The sequence below is a fragment of the Sphingobium quisquiliarum P25 genome, from assembly GCF_000445065.1.
Classification (GTDB): Bacteria; Pseudomonadota; Alphaproteobacteria; order Sphingomonadales; family Sphingomonadaceae; genus Sphingobium; species Sphingobium quisquiliarum.
This window is the reverse complement of record NZ_ATHO01000136.1, coordinates 1-24,081: the sequence shown is the minus strand read 5'-3', so window position 1 is coordinate 24,081 and position 24,081 is coordinate 1. Positions and strand designations below refer to the sequence as shown.

Annotated in this window: 20 protein-coding genes and 1 pseudogene; 5 read left to right on the top strand and 16 right to left on the bottom strand. The window is 64.7% G+C overall.

Translation table 11 applies throughout. The features are described from left to right. Positions 1–61: 61 nt before the first annotated feature. Entirely contained in the window at positions 62–826 is a 765-nt protein-coding gene (locus L288_RS0121950; RefSeq protein ID WP_001389365.1) for an IS6-like element IS6100 family transposase, read from the top strand. Between the two features lie 41 nt (positions 827–867). Here the strand turns inward: L288_RS0121950 and L288_RS42595 are convergent. Then, positions 868–1,227: pseudogene (locus L288_RS42595) on the bottom strand (recombinase family protein); the annotation flags it as partial. A gap of 125 nt (positions 1,228–1,352) precedes the next feature. Between L288_RS42595 and L288_RS36465 the strand changes: the two are divergent. Further along, entirely contained in the window at positions 1,353–4,244 is a 2,892-nt protein-coding gene (locus tag L288_RS36465) for a Tn3 family transposase (RefSeq protein ID WP_021239100.1), read from the top strand. Between the two features lie 196 nt (positions 4,245–4,440). Here the strand turns inward: L288_RS36465 and L288_RS36460 are convergent, their stop codons facing one another. The 13 genes from L288_RS36460 to L288_RS36400 all read right to left on the bottom strand — a co-directional run bounded on the left by L288_RS36460 (position 4,441) and on the right by L288_RS36400 (position 19,085). After that, positions 4,441–5,190, bottom strand: a complete 750-nt coding sequence (locus L288_RS36460; RefSeq protein ID WP_004212890.1) for an HAD-IIB family hydrolase — start codon at positions 5,188–5,190, stop codon at positions 4,441–4,443. Continuing rightward, positions 5,187–7,688, bottom strand: coding sequence for a heavy metal translocating P-type ATPase (locus tag L288_RS36455; protein ID WP_004212886.1), 2,502 nt, complete (start codon positions 7,686–7,688; stop codon positions 5,187–5,189). The genes L288_RS36460 and L288_RS36455 overlap by 4 nt, the downstream gene beginning before the upstream one ends. After that, on the bottom strand, positions 7,685–8,293 hold the full coding sequence (locus tag L288_RS36450) for a cation transporter (protein WP_004212885.1): 609 nt from the start codon (positions 8,291–8,293) through the stop codon (positions 7,685–7,687). Before L288_RS36450 ends, L288_RS36455 begins: the two co-directional genes overlap by 4 nt. Then, positions 8,290–8,976, bottom strand: coding sequence for a ZIP family metal transporter (locus L288_RS36445; RefSeq protein ID WP_004212882.1), 687 nt, complete (start codon positions 8,974–8,976; stop codon positions 8,290–8,292). The genes L288_RS36450 and L288_RS36445 overlap by 4 nt, the downstream gene beginning before the upstream one ends. Positions 8,977–8,979: 3 nt before the next feature. Further along, positions 8,980–9,393: a hypothetical protein gene (locus L288_RS36440; RefSeq protein WP_017183574.1), complete on the bottom strand. Its 414-nt coding sequence runs from the start codon at positions 9,391–9,393 to the stop codon at positions 8,980–8,982. A 47-nt stretch (positions 9,394–9,440) separates the two neighbouring features. Then, a complete protein-coding gene (locus tag L288_RS36435; protein WP_021238674.1) occupies positions 9,441–9,818 on the bottom strand; it encodes a hypothetical protein in 378 nt (125 codons plus the stop codon). Further along, positions 9,815–10,303: an SRPBCC domain-containing protein gene (locus L288_RS36430; RefSeq protein WP_004212879.1), complete on the bottom strand. Its 489-nt coding sequence runs from the start codon at positions 10,301–10,303 to the stop codon at positions 9,815–9,817. Before L288_RS36430 ends, L288_RS36435 begins: the two co-directional genes overlap by 4 nt. A 53-nt stretch (positions 10,304–10,356) precedes the next feature. Beyond that, positions 10,357–13,602, bottom strand: a complete 3,246-nt coding sequence (locus L288_RS36425) for an efflux RND transporter permease subunit (protein WP_004212878.1) — start codon at positions 13,600–13,602, stop codon at positions 10,357–10,359. A gap of 3 nt (positions 13,603–13,605) precedes the next feature. Next, on the bottom strand, positions 13,606–14,784 hold the full coding sequence (locus L288_RS36420; protein ID WP_004212877.1) for an efflux RND transporter periplasmic adaptor subunit: 1,179 nt from the start codon (positions 14,782–14,784) through the stop codon (positions 13,606–13,608). Beyond that, positions 14,784–16,061, bottom strand: coding sequence for a TolC family protein (locus tag L288_RS36415; protein WP_013039111.1), 1,278 nt, complete (start codon positions 16,059–16,061; stop codon positions 14,784–14,786). The genes L288_RS36420 and L288_RS36415 overlap by 1 nt, the downstream gene beginning before the upstream one ends. Before the next feature lie 60 nt (positions 16,062–16,121). Beyond that, positions 16,122–16,418: a hypothetical protein gene (locus L288_RS36410; protein WP_007406840.1), complete on the bottom strand. Its 297-nt coding sequence runs from the start codon at positions 16,416–16,418 to the stop codon at positions 16,122–16,124. A gap of 73 nt (positions 16,419–16,491) precedes the next feature. Beyond that, positions 16,492–18,459, bottom strand: coding sequence for a cytochrome c/FTR1 family iron permease (locus L288_RS36405; RefSeq protein WP_004212871.1), 1,968 nt, complete (start codon positions 18,457–18,459; stop codon positions 16,492–16,494). Then, positions 18,459–19,085 (bottom strand): cation transporter, encoded by a 627-nt coding sequence (locus L288_RS36400; protein ID WP_004212870.1) that lies wholly within the window; start codon positions 19,083–19,085, stop codon positions 18,459–18,461. The genes L288_RS36405 and L288_RS36400 overlap by 1 nt, the downstream gene beginning before the upstream one ends. Before the next feature lie 78 nt (positions 19,086–19,163). Between L288_RS36400 and L288_RS36395 the strand changes: the two genes are divergently transcribed. Next, positions 19,164–19,580 (top strand): MerR family transcriptional regulator, encoded by a 417-nt coding sequence (locus tag L288_RS36395; protein ID WP_004212867.1) that lies wholly within the window; start codon positions 19,164–19,166, stop codon positions 19,578–19,580. Here L288_RS36395 and L288_RS36390 read toward each other — a convergent pair. Both L288_RS36390 and L288_RS36385 read right to left on the bottom strand, forming a co-directional pair. Beyond that, the gene (locus tag L288_RS36390) at positions 19,574–20,776 is read right to left on the bottom strand and encodes an aspartyl protease family protein (protein WP_013039112.1); all 1,203 of its coding nucleotides are present in this window, start codon (positions 20,774–20,776) and stop codon (positions 19,574–19,576) included. The genes L288_RS36395 and L288_RS36390 overlap by 7 nt on opposite strands. Positions 20,777–21,065: 289 nt before the next feature. Beyond that, a complete protein-coding gene (locus L288_RS36385) occupies positions 21,066–21,638 on the bottom strand; it encodes a recombinase family protein (RefSeq protein WP_009824027.1) in 573 nt (190 codons plus the stop codon). A 191-nt stretch (positions 21,639–21,829) separates the two neighbouring features. On the opposite strand from L288_RS36385, the gene L288_RS36380 reads away from it, so the two are divergent. Both L288_RS36380 and L288_RS42590 read left to right on the top strand, forming a co-directional pair. After that, positions 21,830–23,230: a Mu transposase C-terminal domain-containing protein gene (locus tag L288_RS36380; protein ID WP_004212864.1), complete on the top strand. Its 1,401-nt coding sequence runs from the start codon at positions 21,830–21,832 to the stop codon at positions 23,228–23,230. Continuing rightward, the gene (locus L288_RS42590) at positions 23,157–24,035 is read left to right on the top strand and encodes an AAA family ATPase (protein WP_009824028.1); all 879 of its coding nucleotides are present in this window, start codon (positions 23,157–23,159) and stop codon (positions 24,033–24,035) included. Before L288_RS36380 ends, L288_RS42590 begins: the two co-directional genes overlap by 74 nt. Positions 24,036–24,081: the final 46 nt, after the last annotated feature.

The following is a 24,081-nucleotide window of genomic DNA, read 5'->3' as shown; positions in this document are numbered from 1 at the left end:
GGCTCTGTTGCAAAAATCGTGAAGCTTGAGCATGCTTGGCGGAGATTGGACGGACGGAACGATGACGGATTTCAAGTGGCGCCATTTCCAGGGTGATGTGATCCTGTGGGCGGTGCGCTGGTATTGTCGCTATCCGATCAGCTATCGCGACCTTGAGGAAATGCTGGCGGAACGCGGCATTTCGGTCGACCATACGACGATCTATCGCTGGGTCCAGTGCTACGCCCCGGAGATGGAGAAGCGGCTGCGCTGGTTCTGGCGGCGTGGCTTTGATCCGAGCTGGCGCCTGGATGAAACCTACGTCAAGGTGCGGGGCAAGTGGACCTACCTGTACCGGGCAGTCGACAAGCGGGGCGACACGATCGATTTCTACCTGTCGCCGACCCGCAGCGCCAAGGCAGCGAAGCGGTTCCTGGGCAAGGCCCTGCGAGGCCTGAAGCACTGGGAAAAGCCTGCCACGCTCAATACCGACAAAGCGCCGAGCTATGGTGCAGCGATCACCGAATTGAAGCGCGAAGGAAAGCTGGACCGGGAGACGGCCCACCGGCAGGTGAAGTATCTCAATAACGTGATCGAGGCCGATCACGGAAAGCTCAAGATACTGATCAAGCCGGTGCGCGGTTTCAAATCGATCCCCACGGCCTATGCCACGATCAAGGGATTCGAAGTCATGCGAGCCCTGCGCAAAGGACAGGCTCGCCCCTGGTGCCTGCAGCCCGGCATCAGGGGCGAGGTGCGCCTTGTGGAGAGAGCTTTTGGCATTGGGCCCTCGGCGCTGACGGAGGCCATGGGCATGCTCAACCACCATTTCGCAGCAGCCGCCTGATCGGCGCAGAGCGACAGCCTACCTCTGACTGCCGCCAATCTTTGCAACAGAGCCGCAAAAATGCCGAACACCATCCGGCCCGATGGCGTCGTGGTGTCGATCTGCGCGCCCTTGCCGGTGAGCACCCGCAGACCGATACCGCGATCCGACAGATTCTGCACCGTGCTGACCAGGTGGGTGAGCGTTCGGCCGAGCCGGTCGAGCTTCCAAACGATGAGGACATCGCCGTCGCGCAACGATTTCAGGCAGGCGGCAAGACCGGGGCGATCATCACGGCTACCGGATGCACGATCATCATAGATATTGCCTGGCTCGACACCGGCAGCGCGAAGGGCATCGTGCTGCAGGTCGAGCGACTGCGAGCCGTCGGCTTTGGACACGCGGGCGTAGCCGATCAGCATGGATCACAAACGAAGGTTTGAGGCGGTGACGAACATGAGCACATAAGATTGGGCTATTGTGTATCTTAACCAGCATCTCAATCAAGCTATCTCAAACCGTAGCTCGGAAAGAATAAGGAGCATGTATGCCGCGTCGCGTGACCCTGACCGATCGACAGCGCGAGGCGCTGCTTCACTTGCCGGTCGATCAAGGTGAGCTGCTGCGGCACTATACCCTCAGCGATGAGGATCTCGGGCATATCCGCCAGCGCCGGCGCGCCCACAATCGTTTTGGCTTCGCGCTGCAACTGTGCGTCCTGCGCTACCCGGGCCGGGTGCTCGCTCCTGGCGAGTTGATCCCGGCGCAGGTATCGGATTTCATCGCGGCCCAGCTCGGCCTGACCAGCGACGATCTACTCCTCTATGCCGCGCGCGAGGAGACCCGGCACGAGCATCTGGCGGACCTTCGCCGAATCTACGGCTATCGCTCCTTTTCGGGGCGGGGCGCACGGGATTTGCGCGAATGGATCGCTCGGGAAGCCGAGGCGGCGACATCGAATGAGGATCTTGCCCGTCGCTTCGTTGCGGAGTGTCGCCGCACCCGCACGATCCTTCCCGGCTCCTCGACGATCGAGCGCCTTTGCGCCGATGCGCTGGTTGAGGCCGAGCGCCGGATCGAGGATCTTATCGCCCATCGCATCACGCCAACCCTGAGCGAGAATTTGGCTCACCTGTTGGAGGATACGGTGGATGGTCGCGTCACGCGCTTCGTATGGCTGCGACAGTTCGAGGTTGGCGCAAATTCAGCAGCCGCTAACCGGCTGATGGATCGACTGGAATATCTTCAAAGGTTCGATCTTCCGGCGGATTTGCTGGACGGCGTGCCGGCGCATCGTGTGACCCGGCTTCGCCGGCAGGGCGAGCGCTATTACGCCGACGGCATGCGTGATCTGCCCGAAGACAGGCGGCTTGCGATCCTCGCTGTCTGCACCCTGGAATGGCGGTCATCGCTGGCCGATGTCATCGTGGAGACCCACGATCGCATCGTAGGCCGTCTCTATCGGGCCTCCGAACGCCTTTGCAACACCAGGATCGCCGACGAAAAGGCGGCCGTTCGGGACACGCTGAAGTCCTTTGCCGAAATCGGTGGTGCTTTGCTTGGAGCGCAGGACGATGGCACGGCCCTGGACGGGATAATCGCCACCGGGCCTGGCTGGGAACGGTTCAGAACCCTTGTCGCCACGGCCTCCGCGCTGACCAACGTGCTCGCGGCCGACCCGCTCAGCCGTGTGCTGGACGGCTATCACCGTTTCCGCCTCTACGCGCCCAGGATGCTGCGCCTGCTCGACATGCAGGCGGCGCCGATCGCCACGCCTCTTCTGGCGGCCGTTGCGATGCTGCGTAACGGGATCAAGGTCGATCCGCCGGTGGATTTTCTACGTCCCAACTCGAAATGGCATCGTCATCTTTGCGCTGAGCCCAGCGGCGACCACCGGCTTTGGGAAATCGCGGTGCTGTTCCACATCCGCGACGCCTTACGGTCCGGTGACATATGGTTGGCGGGATCGCGCCGCTATGGCGACCTCAAGCAGCTTCTGGTCCCGCCACAGGCGATAGAGCAGACCGCGCGGCTCGCCGTGCCGCTGCGACCCGGCGAATGGCTGGCCGAGCGCAGGGCTCGACTGGATACACGGCTGAAGGAGTTTGGCCGCGCGGCGCGAACCGGCACGATCCCAGGCGGCATCATCGAGAACGGCAAGCTGCACATCGACAAGCTGAGGGCCGACACGCCCGAAGGGGCCGAGGATCTCGTGCTCGATCTCTATCAACAGCTCCCGCCCGCGAGGATCACCGATCTGTTGCTGGAAGTCGATGAGCGAACCGGATTTTCCGAGGCGTTCACGCATCTGCGCACCGGCGCGCCCTGCAGCGACCGGATCGGCCTGATGAACGTGTTGCTGGCGGAAGGCGTCAATCTCGGTTTGCGCAAGATGGCGGCGGCGACCAACACGCACAGCTTCTGGGAATTGCTGCGGATCGCGCGCTGGCATGTCGAAGGCAGCGCCTATGATCGGGCGCTCGCCATGATCGTGGAGGCCCACGCCGCCCTGCCCATGGCCGCCTTCTGGGGACAAGGGCAATCGGCATCCAGCGACGGGCAGTTCTTCCTTGCTACCGAGCAGGGCGAGGCGATGAATCTGATCAACGCGAAATATGGCAACGTCCCGGGCCTCAAGGGATACAGCCATGTGTCCGATCAATATGCGCCGTTCGCAACCCAGGTGATCCCGGCAACGGTCAGCGAGGCTCCCTATATCCTGGACGGGCTGCTCATGAATGACGCGGGCCGCCGCGTTCGCCAGCATTTTGCCGACACGGGCGGCTTCACCGATCATGTGTTCGCCGCCTGCGCCTTGCTCGGCTACAGGTTCGCCCCCCGTATCCGCGATCTCCCTCAGAAAAGACTCTATGCCTTCACGCCCAACGCGACGCCGGCCAATGTGCGAGCGCTGGTCGGAGGTAAGATCAATGAACCGCTCATCGAGCGCAACTGGCCCGACATCCTGCGCATCATGGCGACGATCGCAGCGGGGATCGTCGCCCCCAGCCAGATTCTTCGCAAGCTCGCCTCTTACCCGCGCCAGAATGAGCTGGCCCTCGCATTGCGAGAGGTGGGCCGCATCGAGCGAACCCTGTTCATGATCGACTGGATTCTTGATGCCGGCCTCCAGCGCCAGGCTCAGATCGGCCTCAACAAGGGTGAGGCCCACCACGCCCTAAAGCGCGCCATCAGCTTCCACCGCCGAGGTGAAATCCGGGATCGATCCGGCGAAGGCCAGCACTATCGCATCGCCGGAATGAACCTGCTCGCCGCCATCATCATATTCTGGAACACCATGAAGCTCGGCGAGGTCGTCAATACCCGGGCCGCCAGCGGTACCCATATCGCGCCTGATCTACTCGCCCACGTCTCGCCGTTGGGATGGGAACACATCAATCTAACCGGGGAATATCGCTGGCCCAAATCCTTAGCGTAGGATTCCGCCCCCTCCCGCAAACGCCCCCTACGATTGAGAAGCGCGGCGGAATCTCTTAGATTGATCGCTGGAGGCTTTGTTCGCGGAGACGCGCACATTGCCTTCTTTTCGTTTTAGGAAGCGCTGCCCTAAGCGACAGAAGCCAGAGCTTTGACAATGCGGCATTCCGCGATGGAGCCGACCATGTATCTTGATCCTATCGGTGCAGACACGCGATGATGGCGGTCACGACGGCGGTGGTTTCCGCGACGTCGCGCACCCTCACTGTGTCGAGGCCGATTTCAGCAGCGGGATAGTCATTCCCACCGGGGAATATCGCATCCCCAATGAACAGCATCCCGTCGAGCGGGACACCGCTCTCGGCACTCAGGCGCTTCAGGCCATAGCCCTTGTCGATCCCTGCTCTGGTCACGTCGATCGATGTCGTGCCACCGAGATTGATCGAGAGCTCCGGCAGCTTCGCGCGCAACGTGGCCTGCAACGCGGTCCTCTTCTTTCGGTCAGGATCCCACGCTTCCTTTTCCTTCAGCGGCGCTGCCTGCCCCAGGCCCGAAAAGGTGATCTGGCTGCCCCGGTCCTCGATCCGTTCGCCCCAGATACGTTCGTCGGCGAGACCGGCATCGGTCAGCGCCTGATCGAAGGCCGTGCGGATCTTCGCCTTCTCCGCGTCGTCGAACAGTTCGGCATAGACCGCGCGCCAAGCGCCATTGATGAACCGATAGAGTTTCGTGCCTGTGGTCGGCATCAACCAGAGACGGTCGAGCGCGACGCCGGCAGGAAGGCGCGAGGCGATCTGCTTTTCGAACTGCGGCCAGTCCCCGCCCGAGATCACCGCCACATCCGTGATGGCGAGCAATCGGGCGAGGATTGCGGCCATATCCTCCGATAACGGCCGCTTGCTCTCGGCAAGCGTGCCGTCGAGGTCGAAGGCGATCAGCCACTTCATGCCGCCTTCCCTGCCGGATCGCGGTAGGCGAGCAGCCTGAGCGCATTGATGACGACGAGCAGCGTCGATCCCTCATGAACCGCCACCGCTGGCCCAATGCCGAGGCCGAGGATGGTAGCAGGCACCAGGAAGGCGACGACACCCAGGCTGACGAAGACGTTCTGCCGGATGATTCCACGGGTATGGCGGCTAAGACCGACTGCGAATGGCAGGTGCGCCAGATCGTCGGCCATCAGCGCCACGTCGGCTGTCTCCAGCGCAACGTCCGACCCCGCCGCGCCCATCGCGATGCCGACCGTGGCGCTTGCCATCGCCGGCGCATCGTTCACGCCGTCGCCCACCATCGCGACCTTGTCTTCGCCGGCGAGCTTCTTGATCGCGGCAACCTTGTCTTCGGGCATGAGGTCGCCCCACGCTTCGTCGATCCCGACTTCGTCGGCGATCGCTTCGGCGACTTTCTGGTGATCGCCGGAGATCATTATCATCCGCGACACGCCCATCTCGTGCAGCCGACGCAACGCGGTCTTGGCAGCTTCGCGAGGCGTGTCCATCAGGCCGATCGCGCCCAGGTCGCGGTCCCCCTTGCGGACCACCATTGTCGTGCGGCCGTTCTCGCGCAGCTTCGCGATTGCGTCCTGCGCGCCCTGCCCCAGCGCCGGAATGCCCTCACTTCCGAACATCTCGGCCTTGCCGATCCACACCGTCTCGCCATCCACGCTCGCGGTGACGCCCCGACCGGTCAGGCTCTTGAGGTCGCCGGCAGTCGGCACGGCACGATCGTTCAGACGTTCGCGGCCGTCCTTGACGATCGCTTGGGCCAGGGGATGGTCGCTCAACGCTTCGACGGCGACAGCCAGCGCCAGCAACTCGCCTTCATCGGCGCCATCGACGGGCACGACATCAGTGATGCGCGGACGACCTTCGGTCAGCGTGCCCGTCTTGTCGAAAGCGATCGCTTTGAGCGACCCGAGGTTTTCGAGCGGTGCACCGCCCTTCACGAGCACGCCGCCCCGCGCTGCACGGGCAACGCCCGACAGGACCGCGCTCGGCGTTGCGATCGCGAGCGCGCACGGGCTTGCCGCCACCAGCACCGCCATCGCGCGATAGAAGCTGTCGCGGAACGGCTCGTCGACGACCACCCATGCGAACAGCAGGAGCACTGACAGGACCAGGACGGCGGGCACGAAGATCCGTTCGAACCGGTCGGTGAAGCGCTGCGTCGGCGACTTCTGCGTCTCCGCTTCGCTCACCATCTTCACGACCTTGGCAAGCGCGCTTTCATTGGAACGGCGTGTCACCTCGATCTCGATCGCGCCGCCGCCGTTGATCGTACCAGCAAAAACCCGGCTTTCCGCGTCGACTGCATCGGGCTTGGCGCGTGCCGCTGCGGCATCTGCGACCGGCACCTTGTCGACCGGGATGCTTTCACCCGTGACCGGGGCCTGGTTGATCGCGCTGGTGCCCTTGATGACGAAGCCGTCGGCAGGCAGGCGCTCGTTCGGGCGGACGATGGCAATGTCCCCGACGACCATCTGCTCGACCGGGATTTCGCTGGTCTGCCCGCCGCGTCGCACGGTCGCGGTTTCGGGCGCGAGCTTCGCCAGCGCCTCGATCGCCTTCTTGGCGCGGCCCATTGCATAATGCTCAAGCGCATGGCCGAGGCTGAACAGGAACAGCAGCAGCGCACCTTCGGCCCATGCGCCCAGCGCAGCGGCGCCGGCCGCAGCGACCAACATCAGCGTGTCGATCTCGAACTTCTTCATCCGGAGGTTGTCGATCGCCTCGCGCAGCGTGAAGAATCCGCCGAAGAAATAGGCTGCGATATAGCAGGCGGTCGGCAGCCATTCGGGCGCGCCAGCGACCAGCCTCTCGATCGCGTAGCCGATCCCCAGCAGCGCGCCACAGGCGAGCGCGAAGATCAGCTCGGTATTGGGGCCGAGAAATTCGGCGTGGCTATGGTCGTGGCCATCGCCGGGGCCGTGCTTCTCTTCGCCCGCGCCGTGGCCCCCGGGGCCGTGGTCGTGGCCGGCATGTTCATCGGCAGCGACCCGCTTGCCCACCCTCACCTTCAGCTTGCGAAGCGCAGCGCGCACCTCCTCTTCGGTGGTTTCGCGGCGATCATATTCGACCCGGACAGACCCGCTGGTGCTGGCGCTTGCCTGGACCACGCCGGGCAAGGCGCACAGCGCATCGCTGACCGTGCGCGCCCGACGTTCGTGGTTGATCCCCGTCACCTGCCAGATCGCATGGCCGTAGCGCTCGGTGATTTCGGCACCTGCGGCGCGCACCATTTCGCGCAACCGTGGCAGCGGCAGCTTGGCGGCATCGAAATGGATGCACAGCGCCGCTGGCGTGTTGCCGTCGAGACAGATCACATGCGCCCGCTCGACACCTTCGCGCTTTGACAGGGTTGATACGAGACGGTCCAGGCAGGCATCGGCCGCGTCAGGAAGGTCCGGCAACAACACTGGAATGTCGAGTTCGAGCTTGTCGTTCATGACGACCTCCTTTCGCTTTTCTTGGTTTCGGCGCGCGCGTCGCGCAGGATTTCGACACCGCCCTTGATGGCGATGATGGCGGTGGCGAAGCCGACCAGCAGGTCCGGCCAATTGGTACCCAACCACAGCACCAGCACGCCGGCGATCAGGATGCCGCCGTTGGAAATGAAGTCGTTGAAGCTGAAGGTGGTTGCGGCCCGGAGATTGACGTCCGGATCCTTGAGGCGCTGGAGCAGCCGCAGGCAGAGGTAATTCACGACGCCGGCGATCGCGGACATGACCATCATGGTAGGTCCGATGGGCTCGCTGCCCTGCACGTAGCGCCGTCCGACATCGATCAAGATGCCGCCCGCGAAGATCAGCAGCATGACGCCCGAAGCGACCGCGGCGCGTGTCTTCCATGTCTGGCCCCGGGTGAGCGCCACAAGGCTCAGCGCATACACAGCCGTATCGGACAGGTTGTCGACGCCGTTGGCGATCAGCGCGCTCGAGTCCGCGAAGAAGCCGGAAACGAAGAAGCCCGCAGCGATCGCCGCGTTCAGCAGCAGGACGATCCACAGTGTGCGGCGCTCCTGCCCGCCATTGTTGTCGTTGCCCGGGATCATCCCATCATCTCCTCAAGTGTCAGCAGGGCCAGGAAGCCGACGAAAAACATCGAGCTGATGAGCGGGGTGTCGGGTTTCTCGTGCGCCTCGACCAGCAACTCCTCCGTGACGAGGTAGAGCAGCGCCATCAGCCCGAAGCTGAGGAAGCCGGCGATCATCACCGGCGACAGCGCGGCGACCGGCACGGCAGCGAGCGCGCCGATCGGCAGCAGCAGGGCCAATGCCGAGACGATCACGATGATGCGCAAGCGCGAGCGATAGGTTTCCGCCAGCTCGTCGGTCAGCGTCAGTCCCAGAAATAACACTTCCAGAGTGAGCGCGATCGTCAGCAGGAGACCTGCCTTCTCGCCCGCCACGAAAGCGAGGCCGAGCACCAGGCCGTCCACCAGAATGTCGATGCCGATCGCGGCGAGTAGCGCCATCGGCCCCTTGAAGCGGGCCTCAAGAGCCTTGAGCCCCAGCATGGTCGCGACGCCCGCCGCCCCGCCGATCAACGTCGCGCTGGGCGATGCCTCATGCTTGACCTGCGGCAGGATTTCGGTCGCTGCCGCCGCGAACACGACGCCGGCAGCGAGATGCTGTAGGCCCGCCACGAGGCCAGGTTTCAACTTGGTGCGGCTCGCGACAATCGCGCCGAGCACGACCGCCAGCACAGGCGCAAGCGTATAGAGCAGTGCCTGCATTTCCTAGGACTCCTCCGGGGTTCGGTGGCAGACGCGGATCTTCCCGCGTCGCGTGAACGCGATCGATCCGCCCGCCACGACAGCCCGCGAATGGTCGCCGCGAAACTCGTCACCGGTTCGCTGCGCGCGCAGGATCTCGGTCCTGCCCTTCGGCAGCCAGGTGACGGCCATTTTCAAGCCTTCATCGATGAAGTCGACATCGGCGCGTGTGCCGTCGTCGCAGTACATGATGCGCTGCGCGATTAGTTTCGACGTCAGATGCTTTTCATGCGCCGGCTCGGTAGGCTGGGTCGGCGCTGGATTACACGCCCCTATAACCGCCCCGGAGACGAGAACGACGCCGAGGCGCGCGATCGCCAGACCGGCCCGATTCAGGCCGCACAAGGTTGTCACATTTGAAATCGACGTGTCAGACATCGGTCTCTTCCGACGAAGCGCCCTGTGGCGTTCGAAGGCAGGGCAGTTCATCGCGTGCCTTCCTGCTCGCAGATCCGGGTACGGCCATCGCCTTCCACGATGGTGAGCTGCGACCCCTTGAAGGTCGCGGTGGCTGTTTCGCCGACATATTGCAGGCCCTGCGCTGGCGCGGTCAGCATCATCGGCGGTCCCCCGTTGGAGCGCCGCAAATCGATCTGCAGGCCGTTGTCCTTGTAATCGACGAACAGCGGTTCCCCGTCGGAACAGCGATATCTATGCCGCCCCATTTCCCCGGTCGTCACGGCGCTGTCGGACGAATGGATCTGCTGCTCCGTTGGCGGGGCTGGCGGCTTTCTTTCCGAGCACGCCGCGAGCCCGACAACGAGGATGACGGCGGGCAGCACCCGCTTACAGTGCATCATCATCGCGCCTTCCTCCTGTAGCGGAAGGGGACGCGCTGACGATTGATAGCCCGGGCAGGCTGACCTACCCGCCAGCGGAGATAGGTTGCGAGGCGATCGTCAGATTCGACCATCAGGGATCGCAGGCGGCGCAACATCATCGCCGCGAACGGCAGGGAGAGCGCCCCGCGCAGCGTGCAGCTATGCGTTAGCCTGGTGCCGCCATCGTCCCCCGCCAGCTCGTACCGCTCTTCGAGCGTGAACAGATAGGGGATGCCGCAGGACCAAGCGAAGGCGTGCGGTTTATCGAATCGATCAATCCGTGCTGGCGTCCGAATTGGCCGGGTGATGCCCTGGATCGCAAAGGTGCATTCTGTGTCGCCGAGCCGGGACGGATCATCGAGAAATACGAGCGGACTCCACGCCCGGCGATGATCCGGATCGGTGAGTGCCGACCAGATGCGCAGTGGCCCGCCGTGAAGCATCGAGCTGGTTATGGTGCGAGGCATATCCCCATCTCCCAGAGATGGGCGGGGCGATCGCGGATCGCCCCGCCCATCCATCAGGCCAAGTTGTTCACGAAGGTCTGACCGTGGTCGTCCCCTTCATGCTCCTCATTGTAGTGCTCGGGTTTCTCGATCACTTTCTGCCCGAACCGGGCATAGAGTGTCGGCAGCACGAACAGCGTAAGAAGCGTCGCCGAGATCAGACCGCCGATGACGACCGTCGCCAAAGGCTTTTGAACCTCTGCGCCGGCGCCTTCGCCCAGCGCCATCGGCACGAAGCCGAGGCTGGCGACTAGCGCGGTCATGATGACGGGTCGCAGACGCTGCATCGCGCCAACATGCGCGGCTTCCTCGCGGCTCATCCCTGATCGGATCAGATCTTGGATCGAGCTGACCATGACGAGGCCGTTGAGGACCGCGATGCCCGAGAGGGCGATGAAGCCCACTGCCGCCGAGATCGAGAAGTCCATGCCCCGCAGGAACAGCAACAGGACGCCGCCCACCAGCGCGAAAGGCACGCCGGTGAACACGATCGCGGCGTCGCGGACCGATCCCAACGCCCCGTAGAGGAGCAGCAGGATCAAGATGAAGCAAGCCGGAATGACCAGCTTCAGCCGTTCGCTTGCCGATTGGAGGTTCTCGAACTGGCCGCCCCATTCGAGATAGGTGCCGGCAGGCAGCCGGAGTTGGCTGCCGATCGCCGCCTGCGCATCCGCCACGACGGATCCGACGTCGCGGCCACGCACGTTGGCTTGCACCACCACGCGCCGCTTGCCGTTCTCGCGGCTGATCTGGTTCGGACCATCGACCACCTTGATCTCGGCGACGCTGGACAGCGGTACATAGCCGCCGCCTGCCACCGGCACCTGCACCTGTTGGAGCAGGCCGATGTCGGCACGCTGCGCCTCCGACAGGCGGATCACCACGGGGAAGCGACGGTCGCCCTCGAAGATCTGGCCCGATGTTCGCCCGCCGATCGTCGCAGTCACGGTGTCCTGCACATCCTGAGCCGTAACGCCCAACCGCGCCATCGCGTCGCGGTTGACGCGAATGTCGAGCATGGGAAGACCGGTCGTCTGCTCCACCTTCACGTCCGCTGCGCCTTGCGTTCTGCGCAGCACCGCCGCGATTTGCTCGGCCGTCCGGTTCATCTGGTTGAAGTCGTCCCCGAACACCTTCACCGCGATGTCGCCGCGCACGCCGGCGATCAGCTCGTTGAAGCGCATCTGGATGGGCTGGGTGATCTCGTAGGCATTTCCCGGAATCTTCGCGAGATTACCCTCGATCCGGCTGACCAGCTCCTCCTTGGGAAGCTCAGGATCCGGCCAATCCTTGCGCGGCTTCAGGATGACGAACATGTCGGTCGCGTTCGGCGGCATCGGGTCGGCCGCCAGCTCGGCGGTGCCCGTCTTGGAATAGACGAATTGCACCTCCGGCTGCTTCGACATCATCCGCTCGATCGGCACCTGCATCGCCTGGCTCTGCTGGACCGACGTTGCCGGAATGCGGAGCGACTGGATCAGCAAATCGCCTTCGTCGAGCTGCGGCAGGAACACCGAGCCGAGCGTAGTGAAAGCAAGCGCCGCCACCACAAGGCTTCCCACACCCGCACCGATCGTCAGCGTCGGGCGCTTCATGGCCCGGTCGAGACCGGGTTCGTAGCGCTTCTTCAGCCACGTGATGATGCGGCCGTCCTTCTCCTCGACCTTCTTCGACAGCCAGATCGCAATCATCGCCGGCACGAAGGTGAGAGAGAGGATGAAGGCGAAGGCGAGCGCGATGATGACGGTCAGCGCCATCGGTCCGAACGTTTTACCCTCCACGCCGGTCAGCGTGAGCAGCGGTACGTAGACGAGGATGATGATTGCCTGCCCGTACACAGAGGGACGGATCATCTCACGCGCAGCGGCTGCCACGGTCGCGAGCCGTTCCTTGACGCTGAGCAATCGGCCTTCATGATGCTGTTGCTCGGCAAGCCGGCGCAGCGCGTTTTCGACAATGATGACGGCGCCGTCGACGATCAGACCGAAGTCCAAAGCCCCAAGGCTCATCAGATTGGCCGAGACCCCAGCGCGCAGCATACCAAAGCCTGTCAGCATCATGGTGATCGGGATGACCAACGCCGCGATCAGGGCCGCACGGAAGTTGCCGAGCAGCAGGAAGAGCACGACGATGACCAGCACCGCGCCTTCGGACAGGTTTTTCGCGACCGTCTTGATCGTCGAATTGACCAGCTCGGTGCGGTTCAGCACCGGCTGAATTACGACGTCAGGAGGCAGCGAAGCGTTGATCGTCTTCAGTTTCTCAGCGACCGCGGTCGACACGATGCGGCTGTTCTCGCCGATCCGCATGATCGCCGTGCCGACGACGACTTCGGTACCGTTCTCCGATGCCGAACCCATGCGGATCGCCTGACCCGTCTTCACAGTCGCAACTTGTTCGACCGTGATCGGCACGCCGTTACGTGTCGCGATCACGGTCCTGGCCAACTCGCTGGCATTGCGAACGAGCGCATCCGAGCGAACAGCCAGACCTTCGCCATTGCGATTGACGAAGCCACCGCCGACGCTGGTGTTATTGCGCTCCAGCGCATTTCCCAGGTCCGTCAGCGTGATGCCGAGCGAGGCCAGCTTCTGCACGTCGGGCACGACGAGGAACTGCTTGGCGTAACCGCCAATCGAGTCGACACCGGCGAGGCCCGGTGTGGTCTTCAGAAGCGGCGTCACGATCCAGTCCTGCGCGGTGCGCAGGTAGGTCGCCTTGTCCTCTTCGGTCGTCAGTCGCTCGCCCTCTGGCGTGATGTAGCTGCCATCGGGCTGTTGGCCCGGTTCACCGGGCTTGTGCTTGTCGTCCTCGCGATGATCGAGACGAACGGTGTACATGTACACCTCGCCCAGGCCTGTCGCGATCGGACCCATTTCAGGGTTCACGCCGTCGGGCAGATTCTCTTGCACGCCCCGCAGACGCTCGCCCACCTGCTGGCGGGCGAAATAGATGTCCGTCGCGTCCGAAAAGACCGCCGTGATCTGCGCGAAGCCGTTGCGGCTCAACGAGCGCGTATATTCCAGGCCGGGGGTGCCGGCGAGCGCGGTTTCGATTGGAAACGACACCTGCTTCTCGACCAGCTCGGGCGAGAGGGCAGGCGCGCGGACGTTGATCTGGACCTGATTGTTGGTGATGTCCGGCACCGCGTCGATCGGTAGCCGGTAGAGGGAAAAGGCGCCGATGGCGGCGACGATGACGGTGAGGAGCAGGACTAGCCAGCGCTTCTCGACCGCCCAGGTTACGATACGGGCGATCATGGCTTAATCCTCGTGGCTCGCTTCGCCCTTGCCGATCTCGGCCTTGAGCGTGAAACTTCCGGTGGTGGCGATCTGTTCGTTGCCGGTCAGGCCCGACCGGACGATCACCGTGTCGCCCGACGCATCGCCGAGCTGGACCGGGGTCGCCTTGAAGCCGGTGGGCGTGCGCACGAACACGACCGACTTGCCCTCGAAACTCTGGACCGCCGTCGTCGGCACGCGGACCGCCCCGCTCCCGCCGCTGCCCGTGAGCTGCACGGCTGCCGTCACAGGCTCGCCGACCCGCCATTCGCCACCGCGATTGTCGAGGGTGGCGAGCGCAGGCACGAGCCGCGTCTGCGGATCAAGCGCCGGCGACACGAAGGTCACGCGGGCGGTCGCCTGACGGCCTGCCGCCTTCACCAGCACCGTATTGCCGGGACGCACCCGGCCCGCATCCTCGGGCTTGAGATTAAGCGCGATCGACACCTGGCTCAGGTTGGCGATGCGATAGAGTTCGGCATCCGCCGCGACCGTTTGTCCCAGCGTCACGGGGCGCGCAATGATCTGGCCCGAGATCGGCGCGGCAATGCCGAGCCGGTTGAGCCCGCCGCCGCCGACACCCGCCGCCGAAACCATGCTCTGCGCCTGCGTCAGGGCGATCCGCGCCTCCGTCGCCGCTGTGCGGGCGGCGATCAGATCCTGTTCAGGGGAGACTCTCTGCGCGAACAGCCGCTGTTCGCGCGCGAGGTTCGAATTAGCGAGCTGAAGCCGCGCCCGCGCCGCCTCGACCTCGCCCTTGATCTGCGCCGCCTCGCGGCTTTCGATGACCGCAATGGTCTGGCCGCGTCCGACCGATTGGCCGAGGTTACGGGTGAGCGCGACCACGCGTCCCGCAATTGCGGCCGAGACGACCTGCGTTCCCTGTGGGTCGCCCTCGATGATCGCGGGCAGCTCGATCGTCCCGGCCCCGCCGATGATCGGCCGTCCGACCTGGACGCCCGCTGTGGCGATCTGGTCGGCACCCAATGTGACGACGCCTTCACCGGCATGACCGCCTTCAGCACCGCCCTTTTCCGTGCCCGCTGCCGTCTCATTGGCAGCTGCGCCTTCGGCAGTTGCCTCGTTTCCGCCATCCTTGCCGCCGCAGGCAGCCAAGAGCAGGGCGAGCGACGCCGCGCCCGCGAGATAAAAGCTCTTCATCACTGATTCCCCCCATTGGGCGCACGAGCGGTCAGTCGCTCCACTTGCGCGCGGGCATTCTGGTAATTGGCAAGCGCGTCGATCGCGGCGACCCGCGTTTCGGCGAGCGTGCGTTCAGCATCGAGCAATTCGAGCTGGCCGAACTTGCCCTCGCGATAGCCGATCCGCGCGATGCGGGCGGCCTCCTGTGCAGCCGCCAGCGCCGGCCCCGACGCCGCACGAGCCGTCGTTGCGGCATTGGCCGCCTGCGCCTGCGCGTCCGTGATCGCCTGTTCGATGTCGAGCGCGGTCACGCGGCGCTGCGCATCCGCCTGGGTCCGCTGCGCGGTCGCCTGCGCAATCGCGGCGCGACCATTGTTGAACACCGGGATCGGGATCGACACGCTGAACACCGCCGCCATGTCGTTGGTCGCTTCCAGGCGGCGGATCGACGGCCCGACGTTCAGGTCAGGCACGCGATTGGCGCGCGCGAGCCGCACGCCGGCTTCGGCAATGGAGAAATCCGCGTTGGCTGCCGCCAGCGCGAGTGTGCCGGTCGTGTTGACCGGTGCCAACGGCCCATAGACGTTCACATCGGGAAGGCGATCGAGCAGCGTGTCATCGAGCAGGCCGTCGATCGGCCGTCCGATCCGACGCGCCAGATTGGCGCGGGCCGCCTCGGCCAAGCGAAGCTGCCGCTCCACATTGGCGTCGGCATTGATACGCGCGACATCCGCGCGCTGTTGCTCGAGTGGCGATGCCCGCCCTGCCTGCACGCGAACGCTCGCGGCCCGCAGCGCATCGCTGGCGATCCGGGCCTGATCGCGGGCTGTCATTACCCGGCGATCGGCCGCGACCGCTTCGACATAGAGCTGCGTTACCTGAAGCCGGACATCCGCCGCGATGATCGCGGCCTGGATCTCGGCCCGGGACAATTGCGCATTGGCGACCGCGACGCGGGCGCCGCGCTTGCCGCCTAGCTCGATCGGGATCGCAAAGCCGACCGTGGTTTCCGCGCTGCGGACCCCCCGATACGGCCCGGAGCCGATGACATTCTCGACTTGGCCTTGAACCACCGGATTGGGCCGCAAGCCGGCGACTGTGCGACCTGCACGGGCCGCGTCGATTCCAGCTGTCGCCGCTTCCGCAGCAGGGGCCGAACCGCCCGCTGCACTGACCGCTTGGTCAAGCGTGTAGACCGGCGCATCCTGCGCAACAGGCGCGGACGGTCCGACCTGCGCCTGCGCCATCGTGGCGCAAGACGCTGCGGCCAGCATGGCCGCGAGGATACGATTCATGAAAATAGGACTCCTGACGATGATCGACAGGGGCGCGCCAACGCACGCCCAAATCGGACGTCAGGCTTGGGGGGGCCTCAAATGGACCATGCCGGTGCGGCCGTCGAGCGACGCAGAGGCGGAGATTGTCGGCTTGGGCACTGTGAGGACGGGGGTATATTCCATCGTCGTGCGCGCAGGCGCGCCGACGTCGTGTCCGTGACAATAATTGTGATGATGCGGGACATTCTTGTCCGAGTCCGATGGCACCTGATCGATGTCACCGGCGGTATGGACCGTGAACTCAACGCCCGCGATGCTTCCCCCCGCCAGATCGGCGGCATGGGCCATGCCGGAGAAGCTGGTCAGGACCAGCATCAGGCATGTCAGGAAAGGCAAAAAGGCTCGCACTAGCTTGCCTCTATCACGGAAGGGTTTTCATGTCATTGCACTAATTCGAACCAAGGGTCACTGAGCCGGAACCCGAGCGGGATCGGTCGCGCCCGTTCCAGGCGAACCCGACCGCAATGGCGACCGCCATCAGGAGTTGCGCCAGCACCGATTGCCAAGTGGGAAACACGCCGAGCATCGACAGCCGTGGCACGTCCGCGAGCGGTGCGATGTTGATAAGGCCGGCTTCCTGGAGCGCGGCGACGCCTTTACCCGCCAGCACGACGGTCAGGACCGCCATGAGCCAGGAGCTATAGCGGAAGAACTGCGCGATCGGCAGCTTGCGACTGTAGCGAAGCATGGCCCAAGCGATCAGGCTGAGCAGTCCAATCGCCGACCCGGCCCCCGCGAGAAGCATCCCGTTGTCACCTTGCGCCGAAAGCGCGGCATAGAACAGGATCGTCTCGAAGACCTCGCGATAAACTACGACGAACGCCAGCCCGAACAGGAACCAGCCCGACCCGCCCGAGAGCGCCCGCGACATCTTCTCGCGAATATAGCGCTGCCACTGATCGGCCTGCGCCTTGCCGTGCATCCAAATCCCGACCGAGAGCAGCACGACCGCGGCGAACAGCGAGCCAAACCCTTCCGTCAGCTCCCGGCTCGCACCGCTGATCCCGATCGCATAGGTGGCGACCGCCCAGGTGATCCCGCCCGCGATGATCGCGCTGACCCAGCCGCCATGCACGTACCGCAGCGCCTCGCCGCGCTCGGCTTTACGCAGGAACGCGATCATGGCGACAACGATGAGCAGGGCTTCGAGCCCTTCACGCAGCAGGATCGTGAACGCGCCCAGGAACGTGGACGCTTCGGTGGCGGCATCAGGCGCGAGCGCCGCTTCCGCATCGTCGAAAAGGCCGCCCAGTACTGCGACCTTCTCCGCGAGATCATCGGGCGACGCGCCCCGGTCGATCGAGGCGCGGAACTCCCCCATCGCGCCCTCGATTCGACCCATCAGCGTCGCGTCGCGCGCGGTGAGTGTTGGCTCGATCGGCTCGAACCCATCGAGATAGGCCGACAGCGCCAGCTCTTTCGCCATGCGCGCATCGCCGCGCCGCGCAGCCGCCACGCTTTCGGCGAGTTTGGCGCGGGCGACCGCGAGCGAGCCGGGAGCCTGTTGTATCACCTGTTCGGGATGACGACGCAGGAACGCGAGCACTGGGTCAGCCTTGGCGTCGCCGATCGCCGCGCCGAGCGCGGCCGGGGTGAGCGCGACCAGGGTTTTCAGGTCCGGAATGCGCCGGCGAAGGGTCGGGTCGGATTTCCAAAGCCGCTCGCCTTCGCGCGCCTGCGCATCCGTGAAGGCGAAGCTCCCGGCTCGGAATGCTAACGCCCAGCGCTGATCGTTGGGCAGATCGGCGAAGCTCTGCATCGCGGTCCCGTCGATGCCTTGCGTCACCACCTGATAGAGCGCGAACACGCTGCGCTGGCGCGCGCGCTCGGCATCGGTGAAAGCAATCGGGGGCGTAGCGAGCTTGGCGGCGTCAGGGCCACGGCCGTTGCCCGTCATCCCGTGGCAGGACGCGCAGGATTGTCGGAACAGTGCATCGCTGGAGACGAGGTTCGGAGCCTTATCGGGCGCGAGCGGCACCGGGTAGGCGCGCAACAGATCGGCCGCGAGCCCGTGCGCCAATGTTGCCACCTGTTCAGTCGGTCCCTTTTCCGCGATCACCGCCTGGAGGTTGGCAGCCCGCTGGATGAGGGCTTGACGCTCCGGCTTCGCCGGCAGGCCCTGAAGCCGTGTCGAGACCGACGCGGCGAACTCCGTCATCTCGGCATATTCCGACGTGCTCTTGATCCGACCGTTGGCGACCGCGCCGCCATAATCGACGGCCATATAGTCGAGCAGCCGCCATGCGGTTTGCACGTCGCCGGGTTCGGCGATTGCCGCAGCAGGGATCAGCAGCGCCGCGAGCGCGGAGAGCAGCCGCAACGAGAGCATTGCCCGGATCAACGCGAGCAGACGCACTACCGCTCTCCCAATTCGCGCCGAGCGCCAGTGACGATTTCATAAGCGGAGTGGAGGAACAGGAGGGCGATGAGGCCGGCGACGGCGAGGTCCGGCCAGGCGCTTCCTGTCCACGCCACCAGACCGGCCGCGGCGATCACCGCCACGTTGGCGAGCGCGTCGTTGCGGCTGAACAGCCAGATCGCGCGAACATTGGCGTCCCCTTCCCGGAAACGCGCAAGCACCAAGGCGGACACGACATTGATCGCGAGCGCGACAACGCCGATTGTGCCCATCAGTTCGGCATCGGGCGCGGTTGCGTTCAGGGCGCGCCAAATCGCGAAACCGATTACGCCCACGCCAAGCGCACCGAGAAACAACCCCTGCGTCAGCGCGACCTTTGCCCTCGCCCGTGCGGACCAGGCAAGCGCGAGAAGACCGATAAGGCTGATCGACCCGTCCCCGAGAAAATCGAGGGAATCCGCTTTCAGCGCTTGGCTATCGGCGATGAACCCGCCGAACAGCTCGGCGACTCCGAAGCCGAGGTTGAGCACCACGACGGTCAGCAGCGCACGGCGATAGGCCGGATCGGTTTGCGCGCGCGCGGGCTCCCCGTGGCACCCGCAGCTTTCGGTAGAAGCATTCATGCGGCCTTCCTTACCACCTCCAGTCGCTGTAGAAGCAAGCGAAATGTGCGACACGTTCGCATAAGCAAGGATGGCATGATGAAGCCGGTGATGATTGGGCAGCTCGCCAGCGAGACCTCGACGAAGGTGACGACGATCCGCTTTTATGAGTCGATCGGGTTGCTCCGATCCGCCCCTCGCACGGCGTCGGGTCGCAGAACCTACGATGCCAGTGACATTGAGCGTTTGCACTTCATCCGCAACGGTCGCCGGCTTGGCTTCTCCGTCGACGAGATCCGTTCGTTGATGGGGCTGGCGCAGAACCCGGACCAGGATTGTGGTGCCGCCTCAGCTATCGCTGCTCAGCACCTCAAGGATGTGGAGGAGAGACTGGCGCAACTCGCGGTGTTGCGGGATGAGTTGGCAATGCTCAGCCAGAGCTGCACCAAGGCGCGCATGGCCGATTGTCGGATCATGAAGGCGATCGGCAAAGGCCACCCTCAAGCCGATCAATAATAATCGGCCAGCCTGAGCTCGCGCACATCACCCGAGGCCATCGTCAGCTTTACGAGGGTGCCAGCAGGCCGGGAGCGCACTTGCCAGAGCTCCCCACGCGTATAGTTCGCATCGATCGAATGGCCGTTCACCGCCACGATCCGGTCGCCGACCGCCCAGCCAGCCTTTTCCGCGGGACTGTTCGCCGCCACATGAACAACGGTGAGCGCCGTTGGTGAGGCTGCGAGGCCAAGGCCGCTACGGTCCTTCAGCATCGGCAGGCGACGACGAGGACCGAGTGGCCGGAGCCACACGAATCCGGCGGTCACGTCGAACACCACGTCGAATTGAGCGATCAGCGGTAGGCCGACATTGCCAACCGTGCTGGTGGAGAGCCAAGCTCTCATCCCGAGTGTGGGGACGTTCGAGACGCCAAGCCCTTCGATGTTGATGTTCTGGATCGTGAAAGCATCGTTGATACGCACACCATCGACGCCGCCGATCGCCGCGGTCGAGACGAGCTTCCCGTTCAACAGCCCTTGATCGCGGGCATAGGCCGACGAGAGCATCAGCGCGGCCGAGCTGCCAAGATCGATCATCAAGGGCACGGGAGGCAAACCCGAGACGGAAGCTCGAATGAACAGCTCCTGCTTGGCACCGCGCCCGAGCGCGACAGCGCGCCAGTCGGGACCGGCGAGAAACGTGCCTGACTTGACGACCGCCATACGCCTTTTCGCGAAATCGAGCGCGATGCAGCTACCCGTGAACATATCGGCACCGAGGAGGATATCGATCGGTCGTCCGAAGGCCGCCGACACTGAACTCAGATCACCAACGACGGCAAAGGGTAAGCGACGGGTTTCGCGGGCGAGCTGTACGTCGATGTCGCGGACCAGCAGCACCGGGGCCTTGGCGCTCAGCCCGCTAATCATGCGCCGCTCACCATCGTTCAAGCCGAGCTTCGCCGCGAGCGCCGTGCTCATGATCGACGCGCCGCTGCCACTGTCGAGCACCGCCCGCACCGGCACTCCGCGCACTTGTGCCGAAACAAGGAGGGTATCACCCGTGCCGACTTCCAGCGGCTCCCATTCGAGGTGAGCCGCACCGAAGTTCCACGAGCCCGCAGACCGGGAAGTCTGTCGCGCGAGCGTTGGAGAACCGAGCACCAAGCCGGTTCCACAGGCCACCAGCCGCGCCACTAATGAGCGTCGAGACATACCGATTGCTTCAACACGGGCCGTCAAAAAGCCACCTCCAGCCCCCCGTCCGCAGGAGAGCAAATTGCGGTTACATGCTCCAGCCACTGGAGGAGCAAGTGCTTTTGGTGCGCCCGAAAATCCTCAGAAGCGCTTGGAGAACTTTAGATGAAGGATGGTGCAGACCGCTTAGATGCCTTCCCGATAACGAACGGTTCCGGGGGACGCTGGGCCGATCGGGACCGCGAACGGTGTAAACGCTCGCGCTAAGTGGCGGCATTCTGATCGCGCTATTTGTCGGCGAGCGTCGCTACGCGGCTACCGGCTTGGTCTCGGCCGATCGCACATAGGCGTAGAGTTTTGGCTTGGAGATGCCGAGCATCGAGCAAATCTTGGCGATCGGCATCGTGTTCTCGTGGTAGAGCCTGACGGGCAGGTCGCGCTTGTCCTTGCCGAGTGCGGCCGGCCGGCCACCCTTCTTGCCGCGAGCGCGGGCTGCGGTGAGACCGGCCTGGGTCCGCTCGCGGATCAGGTTGCGCTCGAACTCCGCCAATGCCCCGAACAGGTGGAAGGTAAGCTTGCCCGACGTGGTGGTCGTGTCGATCGCCTCGTGCAGGCTCAGCAGCCCGACCTTTTCCTCGTCGAGGTAGGTCATCCATCCGATCAGATCACGGAGCGAGCGGCCGAGCCTGTCGAGGCGCCAGACCACCAGTGTGTCGCCGGCGCGAAGCAGCTCCTTCACCTTTTCCAATCCAGGGCGAGCGGCAGTCGCCCCGGAGGCCTTGTCGGTGATGACCTTCTCGCAGCCGGCAGCCTTCAGCGCATCACGCTGGAGGTCCAGGTTCTGCTCGGCGGTCGATACGCGGGCGTAACCGATTTTCATGCGTAGGGCCGGTGGCGCCCCGATCGGGCGCGGTTTGGGAAGAAAGTCGTCATCGGCAGGTCTATGTTGCCCTAGTTTTCTTTACCGGGTAGATTTACGTCGAACAGGCCGGTTTGGCAACGCGAGCGGACTCGCATGGCGATGGGCAGGCAAATCTCCGTTTTCCTTACCTGCGACACGGACCGTCGGCGGTGACGCATCCGGCGCTTGTCCCGCCGCTGGCGATCGAGCGCTACCGCGTCCTTGAACCGCACCTCGCCGATGGCATCCCGCTCGCGGACCTCGCCCGCACCGGCACGCTGAGCGAGCGGACGTTGCAGCGCTGGCTCGGGCGCTACCGTGCCGAAGGACTTGCCGGTCTCGCGCGTCTGCCGCGCAACGATCGGGGCAGGCTGCACCTGCCGGAACATCTGGTCGAACTGACCCGCACTCTCGCCACCAAGCGCCCGCGACCCCCGGTCGCCGCCATTCACCGAAAGGTGCAGGAACTCGCCATCGCGCATGGACACCGAACCCCCAGCTATGCGGCCGTCGCGCGTGTCGTCAGGGCGATACCGGCAAGCCAGATCGCCGCAGCCTCCGATCCGGCCGTCTACCGCGACCAGCACGAGCTAGTGCATCGGCGCGAAGCCGCGACCTCGAACGAGATGTGGCAGGCCGATCATACCGTTCTCGACATTCTCGTGCTCGATGATGCCGGAACCCCGGTGCGTCCTTGGCTGACCGTCATCGTTGACGATCACAGCCGAGCCATCGCCGGTTACTTCCTCAGCCTCGATGCCCCCAGTGCCCTCAACACGGCGCTCGCCTTGCGGCAGGCGATCTGGCGCAAGCCCAATCCCGAATGGATCGTCAGCGGCATTCCCGAACAGCTTTACGTCGACAACGGCTCGGATTTCATCTCCGAGCATATCGAGCAGGCGTGCATCGCCCTCAAAATCCGCCTCATCCATTCGCTGCCGGGGCGTCCTCGCGGGCGCGGCAAGATCGAGCGGCTGTTCCGCACCATCAACGACATGTTCCTGCCCGACCTGCCCGGCCACCTGATCGCGGGCAAGCCGCTGTCGGCGCCAGTGCTCACGCTCGACGAGCTGCGCGCCCGCTTCGAGGCGTTCGTGTGCGGCGTCTATCATCGTCGCCCGCATGGCAGCACCGGCGAACCGCCGATCACGCGCTGGCAGAAGGGCGGGTTCCTGCCCGCAATGCCCGACAGCCTTGAACAGCTCGACATGCTGCTCGTGCACGTGCCCAAGCCCCGTAAAGTGCTGCGCGACGGCATCCGTCTGATGGGCAGGCGCTATGTCGAACCCACGCTCGCGGCCTTCGTCGGCGAGCAGGTCGAGGCGGTCTATGACCCCCGCGACCTGACCGAGATCCACGTCTACCACCAGGGCCGGTTCGTCTGCCGTGCGCTCAGCTCCGAGCACGCTGGGCACCCGTCGTTGCGCGCGATCCAGCGCGCCCGGCGCGGCGCGAAGGAGCGCGACAAGCAGGTGCCTGCCCCCACGGAGACCTTCGATGGCGACCAAGAGGATACGGCTTCCCGGCCCACCACCTACCGAGGGCTCCGGCTCTACGCCGCTGACGATTGAGTTCCTGGTCGAGCAGCCGTTCCTGGCGACCCGCGAACATGCCCGGTTCGTCGAGTTTGCCGAAGCCTGCGCGCACTACCGCTATATCGGCGTGTGTCATGGCCGGCCGGGCGTCGGAAAGACGCGATCGGCGCGCGAGTTTTCCAGCTTCCCCGACCTGGGGGAATATGCCGCGCTCCGTCCCATTGCCGCGCTCCTTGGCGAAAAGGTCGCTCGCTGCCGCGCCGTCTTCTACACCGTGTCGGTCAGCAACACGCCCAAGACGATCGACGCGGTGTTGGGCCTCAACCTCATTAAGCTGGGCTATGCCCGGCTGACGGTCGCGGGCGGCTCGCAGGACGAAATCACCCATGACGCCGCCCGCATCGCCTGCCCCCTCGTCATCGTCGACGAGGCCGACCGCCTGACCATAAAGTCGCTCGAACATCTCCGCGACATGGCCGATCGCCACGGCTTCGGGCTGATCCTGATGGGTATGCCGGGCTTGGAGAAGCGCCTCGCCCGCTATGCCCAGCTCTACTCGCGGATCGGCTTCGTCCACGAGTTCAAACCGCTTACCGAGACCGAAATGCGGCTGCTGCTCGCGACCCACGCCGGCGATTTCGGGATCAGCTTCGACCCGGCCCAACTCGACGCGATCGAAGCGCAGGCAGCCGTGATCCGCATCACGCGCGGCAACTTCCGGCTCATGGAGCGCCTGTTCGCGCAGATGCGGCGGATCATGACCCTCAACCGCGTCGAGGAGGTCACCGCTGACATCGTTCAGGCCGCGCGCGATTGCCTCGTCATCGGACCCGGCAACTGACAAATAGCGCGATCAGAACGCCGCCATTTAGCGCGAGCGTTTACAC

Excerpts from the sequence above, each read along its gene's own strand:
- L288_RS36425 (WP_004212878.1), bottom strand. The coding sequence starts at position 13,602 with ATGATCGCCCGTATCGTAACCTGGGCGGTCGAGAAGCGCTGGCTAGTC.
- L288_RS0121950 (WP_001389365.1), top strand. The coding sequence starts at position 62 with ATGACGGATTTCAAGTGGCGCCATTTCCAGGGTGATGTGATCCTGTGG.
- L288_RS36450 (WP_004212885.1), bottom strand. The coding sequence starts at position 8,293 with ATGATCCCGGGCAACGACAACAATGGCGGGCAGGAGCGCCGCACACTG.
- L288_RS36395 (WP_004212867.1), top strand. The coding sequence starts at position 19,164 with ATGAAGCCGGTGATGATTGGGCAGCTCGCCAGCGAGACCTCGACGAAG.
- L288_RS42590 (WP_009824028.1), top strand. The coding sequence starts at position 23,157 with ATGGCGACCAAGAGGATACGGCTTCCCGGCCCACCACCTACCGAGGGC.
- L288_RS36465 (WP_021239100.1), top strand. The coding sequence starts at position 1,353 with ATGCCGCGTCGCGTGACCCTGACCGATCGACAGCGCGAGGCGCTGCTT.
- L288_RS36420 (WP_004212877.1), bottom strand. The coding sequence starts at position 14,784 with ATGAAGAGCTTTTATCTCGCGGGCGCGGCGTCGCTCGCCCTGCTCTTG.
- L288_RS36415 (WP_013039111.1), bottom strand. The coding sequence starts at position 16,061 with ATGAATCGTATCCTCGCGGCCATGCTGGCCGCAGCGTCTTGCGCCACG.
- L288_RS36435 (WP_021238674.1), bottom strand. The coding sequence starts at position 9,818 with ATGATGATGCACTGTAAGCGGGTGCTGCCCGCCGTCATCCTCGTTGTC.
- L288_RS36455 (WP_004212886.1), bottom strand. The coding sequence starts at position 7,688 with ATGAACGACAAGCTCGAACTCGACATTCCAGTGTTGTTGCCGGACCTT.
- L288_RS36390 (WP_013039112.1), bottom strand. The coding sequence starts at position 20,776 with ATGTCTCGACGCTCATTAGTGGCGCGGCTGGTGGCCTGTGGAACCGGC.
- L288_RS36460 (WP_004212890.1), bottom strand. The coding sequence starts at position 5,190 with ATGAAGTGGCTGATCGCCTTCGACCTCGACGGCACGCTTGCCGAGAGC.
- L288_RS36410 (WP_007406840.1), bottom strand. The coding sequence starts at position 16,418 with ATGCTGGTCCTGACCAGCTTCTCCGGCATGGCCCATGCCGCCGATCTG.
- L288_RS36430 (WP_004212879.1), bottom strand. The coding sequence starts at position 10,303 with ATGCCTCGCACCATAACCAGCTCGATGCTTCACGGCGGGCCACTGCGC.
- L288_RS36385 (WP_009824027.1), bottom strand. The coding sequence starts at position 21,638 with ATGAAAATCGGTTACGCCCGCGTATCGACCGCCGAGCAGAACCTGGAC.
- L288_RS36400 (WP_004212870.1), bottom strand. The coding sequence starts at position 19,085 with ATGAATGCTTCTACCGAAAGCTGCGGGTGCCACGGGGAGCCCGCGCGC.
- L288_RS36445 (WP_004212882.1), bottom strand. The coding sequence starts at position 8,976 with ATGCAGGCACTGCTCTATACGCTTGCGCCTGTGCTGGCGGTCGTGCTC.
- L288_RS36440 (WP_017183574.1), bottom strand. The coding sequence starts at position 9,393 with ATGTCTGACACGTCGATTTCAAATGTGACAACCTTGTGCGGCCTGAAT.